The organism is Enterococcus sp. C63, assembly GCF_040887215.1.
Taxonomy (GTDB): Bacteria; Bacillota; Bacilli; order Lactobacillales; family Enterococcaceae; genus Enterococcus_B; species Enterococcus_B hirae.
The window spans coordinates 197578-208623 of the sequence record NZ_JBFOFI010000007.1; the positions used below are offsets into that span (position 1 = coordinate 197578).

General features: G+C 40.3%; 7 protein-coding genes, 18 tRNA genes and 1 riboswitch. Of the genes, 1 reads left to right on the forward strand and 24 read right to left on the reverse strand.

The genetic code is table 11. From position 1 onward, the window contains the following. Nucleotides 1-6: 6 nt before the first annotated feature. A complete protein-coding gene (locus AB3H90_RS11450; protein WP_081128884.1) occupies nt 7-1776 on the reverse strand; it encodes an ABC transporter ATP-binding protein in 1770 nt (589 codons plus the stop codon). A 2-nt stretch (nt 1777-1778) separates the two neighbouring features. After that, the gene (locus AB3H90_RS11455; protein ID WP_034868009.1) at nt 1779-3491 is read right to left on the reverse strand and encodes an ABC transporter ATP-binding protein; all 1713 of its coding nucleotides are present in this window, start codon (nt 3489-3491) and stop codon (nt 1779-1781) included. Between the two features lie 117 nt (nt 3492-3608). On the opposite strand from AB3H90_RS11455, the gene AB3H90_RS11460 reads away from it, so the two are divergent. Continuing rightward, a complete protein-coding gene (locus AB3H90_RS11460) occupies nt 3609-4265 on the forward strand; it encodes a TetR/AcrR family transcriptional regulator C-terminal domain-containing protein (protein WP_368016750.1) in 657 nt (218 codons plus the stop codon). Nucleotides 4266-4418: 153 nt separating this feature from the next. Here AB3H90_RS11460 and AB3H90_RS11465 read toward each other — a convergent pair whose 3' ends face one another. The 22 genes from AB3H90_RS11465 to AB3H90_RS11570 all read right to left on the reverse strand — a co-directional run bounded on the left by AB3H90_RS11465 (nt 4419) and on the right by AB3H90_RS11570 (nt 11037). Continuing rightward, the gene (locus AB3H90_RS11465) at nt 4419-4964 is read right to left on the reverse strand and encodes an acyl-CoA thioesterase (RefSeq protein WP_010736958.1); all 546 of its coding nucleotides are present in this window, start codon (nt 4962-4964) and stop codon (nt 4419-4421) included. A 131-nt stretch (nt 4965-5095) separates the two neighbouring features. Then, the gene (locus AB3H90_RS11470) at nt 5096-5884 is read right to left on the reverse strand and encodes an alpha/beta hydrolase family protein (RefSeq protein ID WP_010736957.1); all 789 of its coding nucleotides are present in this window, start codon (nt 5882-5884) and stop codon (nt 5096-5098) included. A gap of 154 nt (nt 5885-6038) precedes the next feature. Then, nucleotides 6039-7514 (reverse strand): MDR family MFS transporter, encoded by a 1476-nt coding sequence (locus AB3H90_RS11475; protein WP_368016751.1) that lies wholly within the window; start codon nt 7512-7514, stop codon nt 6039-6041. A gap of 168 nt (nt 7515-7682) precedes the next feature. Further along, nucleotides 7683-8876 (reverse strand): methionine adenosyltransferase, encoded by a 1194-nt coding sequence (gene metK / locus AB3H90_RS11480; RefSeq protein WP_034868017.1) that lies wholly within the window; start codon nt 8874-8876, stop codon nt 7683-7685. Beyond that, nucleotides 8874-8952: riboswitch (SMK box riboswitch) on the reverse strand. Its footprint overlaps the gene before it by 3 nt. Nucleotides 8953-9295: 343 nt before the next feature. After that, nucleotides 9296-9367, reverse strand: a tRNA-Glu gene (locus AB3H90_RS11485). A 12-nt stretch (nt 9368-9379) separates the two neighbouring features. After that, nucleotides 9380-9453: transfer RNA gene (locus tag AB3H90_RS11490), tRNA-Ile, on the reverse strand. Nucleotides 9454-9468: 15 nt separating this feature from the next. After that, nucleotides 9469-9539, reverse strand: a tRNA-Gly gene (locus tag AB3H90_RS11495). A 4-nt stretch (nt 9540-9543) separates the two neighbouring features. Then, nucleotides 9544-9616, reverse strand: a tRNA-Phe gene (locus AB3H90_RS11500). A 3-nt stretch (nt 9617-9619) separates the two neighbouring features. Further along, nucleotides 9620-9693 (reverse strand) — tRNA-Asp (locus tag AB3H90_RS11505). Between the two features lie 43 nt (nt 9694-9736). Beyond that, nucleotides 9737-9810: transfer RNA gene (locus AB3H90_RS11510), tRNA-Met, on the reverse strand. Nucleotides 9811-9856: 46 nt separating this feature from the next. Then, nucleotides 9857-9946: transfer RNA gene (locus tag AB3H90_RS11515), tRNA-Ser, on the reverse strand. Between the two features lie 18 nt (nt 9947-9964). Then, nucleotides 9965-10036: transfer RNA gene (locus AB3H90_RS11520), tRNA-Glu, on the reverse strand. Nucleotides 10037-10052: 16 nt separating this feature from the next. Beyond that, nucleotides 10053-10140 (reverse strand) — tRNA-Ser (locus AB3H90_RS11525). Between the two features lie 24 nt (nt 10141-10164). Next, a tRNA-Ile gene (locus AB3H90_RS11530) sits at nt 10165-10238 on the reverse strand. Nucleotides 10239-10252: 14 nt separating this feature from the next. Then, nucleotides 10253-10323 (reverse strand) — tRNA-Gly (locus tag AB3H90_RS11535). Nucleotide 10324: 1 nt separating this feature from the next. Continuing rightward, nucleotides 10325-10401 (reverse strand) — tRNA-Asp (locus AB3H90_RS11540). Between the two features lie 46 nt (nt 10402-10447). Further along, nucleotides 10448-10521 (reverse strand) — tRNA-Met (locus AB3H90_RS11545). A gap of 46 nt (nt 10522-10567) precedes the next feature. Next, nucleotides 10568-10657, reverse strand: a tRNA-Ser gene (locus AB3H90_RS11550). A 24-nt stretch (nt 10658-10681) separates the two neighbouring features. After that, a tRNA-Ile gene (locus AB3H90_RS11555) sits at nt 10682-10755 on the reverse strand. A gap of 14 nt (nt 10756-10769) precedes the next feature. Further along, nucleotides 10770-10843 (reverse strand) — tRNA-Met (locus tag AB3H90_RS11560). Nucleotides 10844-10871: 28 nt separating this feature from the next. Then, nucleotides 10872-10944 (reverse strand) — tRNA-Ala (locus AB3H90_RS11565). Between the two features lie 19 nt (nt 10945-10963). Continuing rightward, nucleotides 10964-11037, reverse strand: a tRNA-Pro gene (locus AB3H90_RS11570). Nucleotides 11038-11046: the final 9 nt, after the last annotated feature.

Sequence of the window (11046 nt, forward strand, 5' to 3'; positions counted from 1 at the left end):
AACAGATTATTCAAAGACAAACTGATTATGATAAAGTTCAGCATAGAAGCCATCTTCTGCCAACAACTGATGATGATTTCCTTCTTCGATTACTTTTCCATCACGTAAAACAACAATACGATCTGCATTTAAAATCGTTTTTAACCGGTGGGCAATCACAAAGCTGGTACGTCCTTTGATTGCTTCGTCCATGGCTTTTTGGATTTTAGCTTCTGTTACTGTGTCCACGTTACTTGTTGCTTCATCTAAAATCAACAATGAAGGATTCGTAATGATCGTTCTGGCAATACTGATCAATTGTTTCTGACCGGTACTGAACAAGTTGTTTTCTTCAGATACTTCTGTTTCATACCCTTTTTCTAGATTCATGATAAAGTCATGAATATTCGCCTGCTTAGCGGCATTGATCACTTCTTCATCTGTCGCATCAGGTTTCCCAAAGACAATATTGTCACGAATAGTACCCGAGAATAGGACGGATTCTTGTAAAACGATTCCTACATGTTTTCGTAAAGCATCTAAATCATACTCACGGATGTCTGTCCCATCAATCGTTACTGCACCACTATTCACATCATAAAAACGATTCAATAGATTCATGATCGTTGTTTTACCTGAGCCAGTCGGTCCAACTAACGCGACCATTTCGCCTTTATTTACATCAATAGATACATCATTTAACACTAATTTATCAGGGTTATAACCAAAATCAACGTGTTCCAAAGATAAGCCTTTATCGATCCCATCAAAGGATTGACCATTCGCTGGTTTTACTTCATCTTTTTCAGCAAACATCTCATTCAGTCTACGTGCCCCTGTGATCGCTAATTGGATCATGCTATAACCAGATGAAATTTGCATCAATGGTTGATAATATTGTTGGGAATACTGAACGAATGTGACTACCAATCCTAAAGCAACCGAGCGTTCCAGATCCCCATTCAGTGCTAACCATCCACCAAAGAAAATGACGATTGCGGTATTCACTAAAGACATCCCTTGCATCATTGGGAAAAGCAATCCTGAATAAGCTTGTCCTTTAAACGTTGCTTTACGAACAGTCTCATTGTGTTCCAAGAAACCATCAATTGTCTCTTCCTGTAATCCATTGGTGATGATGACACGTTGACCACTGATTTTTTCATCCATATAGCCGTTCAATTTCCCAACTTCGTCTTGTTGTAAATCAACGTATTTTCTTGCCTTTTGGATAATCAAAACAGCAATCAAAACTGCCACTGGTGTAGAAGCAATTGTTGCCCAAGCTAACTCAACATTTTGGCGGAACATCATAATCAATATCCCAAAAAGTAAAACGATATTGGTGATTACTTGGAGCAAAGCTTGGTTCAAACTATTTTGGATATTATCTAAATCACTCGTAAATCGACTAAGAATTTCCCCATCTTGATGAGAATCAAAGAAGCGGATCGTCAATTTTTCTAGTTTATTGAATAAACCAATACGCATCCGATTCGTCGATTTACCCACCACTTGCGTAAATAAGATACTGTAAATGAAGTTTGCGGCACTCGCTAAAACATAAAACATTAATAGTTTCCAAATAATGGAAACGAAGCGACTCTTATCATCGACTCCTTGCATCAAAGCCCCAACATAGTTGGCTAGTTCTTGAAAGGCTTCTCCGATATATTGTGGCGCCTTCACTTGAAGATAAGTGGCAATGATAACTGTAACAAAAATAAAGAAAAAGGAGACCTTATACCGTTTTAAATAGTGATAGAAAAACTTACTGGCTTTTATTAAATCAGTCATGGCTACTCCTCCGTTCCTTTTTGTGTTTCGAAAATTTCTTGGTACACCCGATTGGTTGCTACTAGTTCTTCGTGTGTTCCTTCACCCACTAATCTGCCTTCATCTAACACAAGAATCCGGTCTGCTTTGACAACAGAAGCGATTTTTTGAGCGATCACAATCGTAGTAGTGCCTTTTAATTCTTTTGCTAATGCTTCACGAACCAACTTTTCAGAACGTGCATCTAATGCACTGGTACTATCATCTAAGATCAAAATCTTAGGATCACCAATGACACCTCGGGTAATAGACAACCGCTGTTTCTGTCCACCTGAAAAGTTACTACTACGTTCTTCCACAGGAGCCTCATAGCGATCCGCTAATTTTTCGATAAATTCTTGTGCTTGAGCAATCGCAGAAGCATGTTCCATATCTTTTTCAGAAGCATCTTTTTTTCCTTGACGCAAGTTTTGCGCAATCGTTCCAGAGAAAAGGATCGCTTTTTGTAAAACAAAGGATACGGTGTGACGTAAGCTTTTTTCATTGACTTGTCTTAAATCTACACCGCCTACTTCCACTTTTCCTTCTGTTGGGTCAAACAATCGTGGAATCAACTGAGCGAGTGTCGATTTACCAGCTCCGGTTGCACCAACAATCCCCACCATTTCCCCTGGTTGGATCGAAAAACTGATGTCTTTCAATGTGTCTGCATCATCGCCAGGATAACGGAAAGAAACATGATCAAAAGTGACTGATCCCGTTAAATCCTGTTCTGGCACATCTTGGTATGTTAAATCTGGTTCTGTGTCTAAAATCTCTTTGATCCGTTTCAATGAAACTGCAGCTCTTGATGTCATCATCATCATCATTCCACCAATAATGATTGCCATCATGATCTGCATCAAATAGTTCATGAAAGAAGCCAAACCACCGATTAAGGTTGGATCATCTTTTGCTAAATCACTAACAAAAAAGATTGCGCCAACTACTGCTAAATTAGCAGCCAACATAAAGGATGGAATCATCACAGAAAACAAGGTTCCCACAATGATGTTGTGTTTCGTTAGATCTTCGCTGACTTTACTAAACTCTTTCAATTGATTGTCTTCTTGGACAAAAGATTTGACTACACGGATCCCCATAAGATTTTCTTTGGCAATACTATTGACTTTATCAATCAGTTTTTGGATGATCATAAAATGTTTACCCATTCTGGTAAATGATAAAGCTGTAATCAAGAAAACTGCTACGATCAATGCGACAATGATCCACCATAATTGCGGCATCGTCATCATTGCCAAAACAAAAGCCCCGATAAACAGAAATGGAATTCTAAAGAGCGATTGTAAAGAAATCATGACTAGGTTTTGAATTTGTGTAATATCATTTGTTAGTCGAACTACCAGATTTCCAGCAGAGAATTTTTCGATATTTCCAAATGAAAAAGTCTGGATTTTACGAAATGCTTCTTCCCGAATATCAGCACTAATCCCTTGTGCCACTTTCGCTGAAAAAATCGTATTTGAAACTCCAGCTGCTAGTCCTAACAAAGCTAAACTGATCAAGTATACACCGATCGTTTTCATCTTGTCGTTATCTTCTGTAATAATAGCTTCTAATACTTGTTGTAAAAGCTTCGGTTGCCATAATGCGGCACTTACCATAATCGCTACAGAAAACAATGAAATAAATACAGCAACTTTGTATTTTTTTGCATGTCTTAAAATTAAGCCCATTGGTTGTTACACCCCTTTTTATTAAAATTGACAGGTCTTATTTAACACTGTAAAATAAGGCCGACTAACAATTTACCATGTTTAAAAAAATATTGCAATACAAGAGGTTGATTAAATTTGGAACCAAAGCTTTCCCAAGAAATGATTATCAAATCTGCTTTTGCGATTCTGGCAGAAACGCAAGAACTATCAAAACTATCTATGCGAAACCTTGCTCAAAAAGTTCAAGTAAAAGCCCCTGCGCTTTACTGGTATTTCAAAAATAAGCAAGACTTGCTCCAAAAAATGGCTGAATTCATGGAAAATGAACTAATCATTCCCGATCCTCGTTTACCTTGGCAGGAACGCCTTGTTCAATTCATGGAAAACTACTACGACCTTTACACCCACTTTCCTTGTGGTGCAGAGCTAGAAATCAATACCGTTCCTTCTTATGCGAATCGTTTGGAACACTTAGAAATGATGATCCAGATTCTTATCCAAGCGGGCTTTTCGATTGACCGTAGTCGTCAAGCAGTGTTTGCTCTTCATAACTTGTTGATTGGTCAACTGATGGATCAACAGCATGAACAGAATCTTCGGCACAAAATCATGACCGGTAATCACTTACTCAAAGATGCTATTCTTTCTATGAAAAGTTATGTCGAAGAAAATGCACTAGTTGGACTAAAGGCTAGTATCACCGCTCACCAGAACCAAGAAAATGAAAAACAACTCTTTCTTGATAGCGTGACGATCTATCTTCAAGGGTTGGCTGTACAAAAAGAATCGTAAACAAAAAAAGACATGAAGGCAAGTTCGCGAACTTGCCTTCATGATTTTTTGTTTACTGTTTGAGTTGACTACGTGAATAAAACTTCCTATTCCACAAGTAATAGCCAGTTTAGCTACTAGTTTAGCCATTTCACTTATCCTAGATAAAGCGGTCTAATCATCTATTCCTTCATTTTTTAACCAAGGAAGGTCTGTTGATAATTGAGCAGCAAAAGCTCGGTAGTCTTCTCGTTCTTGTAAGCGCTGTTTGCGACGTTTTTCGTATCCTGCGCACACTAGTTTTTCTTCTGCCGTGTCAGGTATGACTTTAGGTACTGTAAATTCCGTTTCTTCATTCATATGAGACGGAACAGCGACAAATGTTGTAAAACAAGTTGCGGCTAAGTAACGCTCCCCAGTTGTCAGATTTTCCCCAATAATTTTAACGAATACTTCCATCGATTTATGATGAGTACCACTTACATAAGATTCTACACACACAGAATGGTTTTCATGCAATGGTTTCAAAAAATTCAAGCTGTCTAAAGAAGCGGTAACTGCACCTCTACGACAATGTCTTGTCACAGAGATCGACGCAGCATCATCAATCATCGTCATCAATTTTCCACCAAATAAAAACCCAAAAGGATTAAGATCGAATGGAAAAATCCGATGTGTTTGAATGACTATCGATTCTTTACAATGCTTTATCTCTTCCAAAAAAACACCTCTTTCAAATTATTACCTGATGATTCGTCCTATAAAAAAGCTAAGGCCAAGACAATGTCCCAGCCTTAGCAATCGTCCTGAAAAATAGTCTCAAAAGCTAAGAATAACCAAGGATTCTTCCCCTATTTTTCTTCAAATAACCATTCCAAAGCACGTTGAATCCACTGATCCCAAAATACCCAGTTATGTTCACCAGGACCATGTTCAAAGGTTACGCCAATTCCATTTGCTTTCAATGAATCAGTCATTTCTTGATTTGCTTGATAAAGAAAATCTGATTCCCCACATGCCAAGTAGATACGAGGTGCTGTTTTGTCGCTCTTTACTAATTCTTCTAATAAATACTGAGGATCATTAACTGAACCTTTGATCTGATCTAACGGTCCAAATACGCCCTCCCAGAATTTTGCCTTTCGAATCATCAATAAATCATCCATCCGATTGCCTACTGAAATGGCTCCTGATAAAGAAATGATTGCAGCAAAATTTTCTGGTTTTGCTAGTCCAAGTTTCAAAGCACCATAGCCACCCATTGATAATCCAGCAGCATAAGTCTTTTCTCTTTTTGTCGTTAATTGTGGAAACAGTTCATGACAGATTTCGGGAAGCTCTTCTGAAATAAACGTCCAGTATTTCATATCATAGGCCGTGTCGGTATACCAACCTAGGTCAGTAGAAGGCATAATGACCGCTAATCCATGGTCTGCGACATATCTTTCAATCGACGTCCGACGTTCCCAGACACTATGATTTCCTCCCATTCCGTGCAGAAGGTATAAGACAGGAACATCTGTTGTCGCTTGTTGTGAACTCGTACCGATCACTTTATTTGTTGTTTGTGGAAGGATTACATTCAGGTTTACTTCCATCTCTAAAACATTCGAATAAATATTTGCTTGAATAAATGCCACGTTGAAACATCCTCTCTAAGGTGTGAAAAATAGTGTTTTTGACCTGACCAATAATGACAAATTTTGATAAAACAACTATTCTAACACCGGTTATCGTTGTGAAATAATTGGTCAAACGACCTCACAAAGTAACATTTAGTACTACTTTCTTGTACTAATACTCTCTTATTCTATCACTTTTTTCACGAACGACAAATGTCAATGCAAAAGCGATCACTACTAGTAATAGCCCCACAAAATAGACTTGATGCAATCCTTCATATAAAATCTTCCGTAAAGGCGTGATTAACTCTGACGCAATGTTTTTAGCTGTTTGTGGGTTGACTAGCTTATTCATGATATCTGCATCATTCGTCAAATTAGTCGCATTCAGCTCCCGTTGTGTTACTCCATTGATCAATAAGCCAAAGACTGCCACCATCACAGTTTGTCCAATCGTCCGCACCAATGTATTGAACGAGGTAGCTACCCCTAGTTGATCTCGAGACACACTATTTTGGGCACTAACAGTTGAGGTAGTCATGGTGATTCCTAGTCCTACACCAATGACCGTTGAAATAGCAAAGAACCATAAAAAATTACTTTCAAATGGCATTAACCAGAGCCAGGCACCGCCTAGAGAGGCAATCAATAGACCAATTCGCAATACCCAATTCGTTGCCATTTGAGTCATCCACTTACTTGCTAAGAAAGAACCGACCATCCAAACGAGAGAAAGCGGTGCTAAGACTAATCCCCCTACTGCAGCATTTAGCCCCAATACCCCTTGCATCCACATCGGGATATACACATCGATGCCCATTAAGAACCCACTAGCTAAAGCAGCTGCTAGATTCACGACCACAAATAGTGGATTAGCAAAAAGATGCAACATGATCACAGGGTCTTTTGCTCTTCTTTCGGCTGCAATAAATAAAAATAATAGAAGAAGACTTCCGATCAAAAGCCCGACTACTAGTGGAGTAAATCCTTGATCCCCTAACAATTGAAATCCAAGAAGTAAAGCAACCAACATCGCCATCAAACTAAAGCTCCCGAATAGATCCATCGGTTTTGACTCATGTTCTCTCTGTGGTTCGTTCAAATAAAGCCAGATCAAAACCATCAATAAAAGCCCGATCGGTACATTAATAAAAAAGATCCAATGCCAACTGATCGTTTCTACAATAAAACCTCCAGCTAATGGTCCAAAAACACTAGCAATTCCCCAAGCCGAACTGTTCAAACCTAAAACTTTTGCTCTTTTTTCAATCGTATATAAATCGCCAATGATCGTTAACGCCACTGGCATCATTGCTCCAGCGCCCATTCCTTGAACAGCACGAGCAGCAATCAACCCCATCATGGTTTGAGAAAGTCCACAAAATAAAGAACCAATAATAAATAATAGCGTTCCAAAGATAAAAATAGGTTTTCTCCCCACTTTATCTGCAAGTTTGCCATAGATCGGTGTCAGCATCGCATTCGTTAGTAAATAAATCGAAAATACCCAATTCATGATCTCCATACCGTGAAGAGAGCCGACGATCGTAGGCATCGCAGTGGTCACGATCGTTCCTTCAATTGCTGTCATGAAAGTTGCAATAAACACACTGATCGTTACTAATTTGACGTTTGTTTCTCTTTTCATCTTATTCCTCCTTTTTTTATTGTTGCCAAATAAATTTTAGCCAAAAAAAATAGGCTTTATCATTTATCAAAAACACGAATCAAAAACGACCATGGATTTCTCTTCAGTCGTTTGGATAAAAAAAACTGGAATGATCCCATAAAGAGAACCATTCCAGCCATCAAAAAGCTATTTTGCTAAGCTTGCTTTAATTGCATCAACTTTATCTGTTTTTTCCCATGGCAATTCGATATCCGTACGACCGAAATGACCATAAGCTGCTGTTTGACGATAAATTGGACGACGTAAATCAAGCATTTCAATAATACCTGCAGGTCGTAGATCAAAGTTTTCTCTCACAGCGGCAATCAAGTCTTCTTCTGGAACAGTTGACGTACCAAAAGTATTGATTGAAATAGATACAGGTTGTGCAACACCGATCGCATAGGCTAACTGAACTTCAGCTTTTCTTGCCAAACCAGCTGCTACAATGTTTTTCGCAATGTAACGAGCGGCATAACTTGCTGAACGGTCAACCTTAGTAGCATCTTTCCCAGAAAATGCTCCACCACCATGACGAGCATAGCCGCCATATGTGTCAACGATGATTTTTCTTCCCGTCAACCCAGCATCTCCTTGAGGTCCCCCAATAACAAAGCGACCAGTAGGATTGATGTAGTATTTTGTGTTGTCATCAAGTAATTCAGCTGGAATAACTTCTTTTATTACTTTTTCAATGACGTCATGACGAATTGTTTCATTGTCCACTGCATCATCATGTTGTGTTGAAATAACGATGGTATCCACTCGTTCTGGCTGACCATTGTCATCATATTCAACTGTTACTTGTGATTTTGCATCTGGACGTAGATAAGTTAATTCATTGGATTTACGTAAATCAGCTAAACGACGAACTAGACGATGGCTTAATGCAATTGGTAAAGGCATTAATTCAGGTGTTTCATCGACTGCAAAACCAAACATCAATCCTTGGTCTCCAGCACCGATCTCATCCAATACATCTCTCTTCGCTTCGTCACGAATCTCAAGTGCTTCATCAACACCTTGAGCGATATCTGGTGATTGTTCATCAATTGCAGCTAATACAGCTACTGTATCTCCATCAAAGCCAAATTTTGCTCGTGTGTAGCCAATCTCTTTGATCGTTTGACGTACCACTTTTTGAATATCCACGTAGGCAGTGGTTGAGATTTCTCCAAATACCAATACAAGACCAGTGGTAACAGATGTTTCACAAGCCACACGTGCATTTGGATCCTTTGCTAAAATTGCATCCAAGATCGCATCACTGATTTGATCAGCAACTTTATCTGGATGTCCTTCAGAAACAGATTCTGAGGTAAATAAATGTCTTTCTCCCATAGTGATTCCCCCTAGTTAAATTCGGTTACAAGGCATCTCCGTCGATGACGGATCCTCTCGGGAACTTGCAACGAACCAAGTATAGCAGATATTTGAAATTTACGCTTGTTTTTTTAACGTAATTACTTAAAAATTTGAATAGTTCACTGATTATGCTGTTTATTTCCTTTATCCCAGGTAATCATTTCGCTTCACTATGCTACATGTTTAAAGAATAGCAAATAAAAAAGGTTCAAAGTTTAGGAGCATAAGTATACAACAAATCCTTTTCAGCAGAATCAAATTTTTTTCATTCTATTTCTGATCACCTATAGAATCAAATAAAAAGACCTAAAACAATCATCGCCTACGATAACTATCTTAAGTCTTTTGAAATCATTCTTACAAATAAAAAAAGATACTTTAGAAAGTATCTTTAATGACCCGTACGGGATTCGAACCCGTGTTACCGCCGTGAAAGGGCGGTGTCTTAACCGCTTGACCAACGGGCCAGGTGAAACTAATGGGCCTAAATGGACTCGAACCATCGACCTCACGCTTATCAGGCGTGCGCTCTAACCAGCTGAGCTATAGGCCCATAAAAAAAACTAAAAGCGGGTGACGAGAATCGAACTCGCGACAACAGCTTGGAAGGCTGTGGTTTTACCACTAAACTACACCCGCATTATGGCGCGGGACAGAATCGAACTGCCGACACATGGAGCTTCAATCCATTGCTCTACCAACTGAGCTACCGAGCCAAACGGTCTGGACGGGACTCGAACCCGCGACCTCCTGCGTGACAGGCAGGCATTCTAACCAGCTGAACTACCAGACCATATTTAGTTTCTTATTTGGTGACTTTGAAAAATCAAAGTCAATTGCGGGAGCAGGATTTGAACCTACGACCTTCGGGTTATGAGCCCGACGAGCTACCAGACTGCTCCATCCCGCGATAATATAATTTGCGAATCAACTACTTTGTAGTAACTCTCAAAGAAAGGAGGATAAGGGATTCGAACCCTTGCACGGTTTTACCCGCCTGACGGTTTTCAAGACCGTTCCCTTCAGCCGGACTTGGGTAATCCTCCAATATAAAACTATAATCATGACCCGTACGGGATTCGAACCCGTGTTACCGCCGTGAAAGGGCGGTGTCTTAACCGCTTGACCAACGGGCCAGGTAAAATATTGAAACGGAGAAGGAGGGATTTGAACCCTCGCGCCGGTTTCCCGACCTACACCCTTAGCAGGGGCGCCTCTTCAGCCACTTGAGTACTTCCCCAAAACCAATAAGATTTTGTACTAATGGGCCTAAATGGACTCGAACCATCGACCTCACGCTTATCAGGCGTGCGCTCTAACCAGCTGAGCTATAGGCCCATAAAAAAACTAAAAGCGGGTGACGAGAATCGAACTCGCGACAACAGCTTGGAAGGCTGTGGTTTTACCACTAAACTACACCCGCATGGCGGTCTGGACGGGACTCGAACCCGCGACCTCCTGCGTGACAGGCAGGCATTCTAACCAACTGAACTACCAAACCATGATTTTAGTTTTTTTAATTGTCGACTTTGAAAATTCAAAGTCAATTGCGGGAGCAGGATTTGAACCTACGACCTTCGGGTTATGAGCCCGACGAGCTACCAGACTGCTCCATCCCGCGATAATATAATTTGCGAATCAACTACTTTATAGTAACTCACAAAGTAAGGAGGATAAGGGATTCGAACCCTTGCACGGTTTTACCCGCCTGACGGTTTTCAAGACCGTTCCCTTCAGCCGGACTTGGGTAATCCTCCAATATGGAACTTACAACGTCACTATGGACCTTGTAGGACTCGAACCTACGACCGGACGGTTATGAGCCGTCTGCTCTAACCAACTGAGCTAAAGGTCCAGGCTCTTTAAAAATCGCGGCGGAGGGGATCGAACCCCCGACCTCCCGGGTATGAACCGGACGCTCTAGCCAGCTGAGCTACACCGCGAAAAAAGATATTCATTATTCAAATGAAATGGAGCCTAGCGGGATCGAACCGCTGACCTCCTGCGTGCAAAGCAGGCGCTCTCCCAGCTGAGCTAAGGCCCCGTGTGAAAATTATTATCTATCGGGAAGACAGGATTCGAACCTGCGACCCCTTGGTCCCAAACCAAGTGCTCTACCAAGCTGAGCTACTTCCCGTTGATATAA

Excerpts from the sequence above, each read along its gene's own strand:
- metK (WP_034868017.1), bottom strand. The coding sequence starts at position 8,876 with ATGGGAGAAAGACATTTATTTACCTCAGAATCTGTTTCTGAAGGACAT.
- AB3H90_RS11455 (WP_034868009.1), bottom strand. The coding sequence starts at position 3,491 with ATGGGCTTAATTTTAAGACATGCAAAAAAATACAAAGTTGCTGTATTT.
- AB3H90_RS11450 (WP_081128884.1), bottom strand. The coding sequence starts at position 1,776 with ATGACTGATTTAATAAAAGCCAGTAAGTTTTTCTATCACTATTTAAAA.
- AB3H90_RS11475 (WP_368016751.1), bottom strand. The coding sequence starts at position 7,514 with ATGAAAAGAGAAACAAACGTCAAATTAGTAACGATCAGTGTGTTTATT.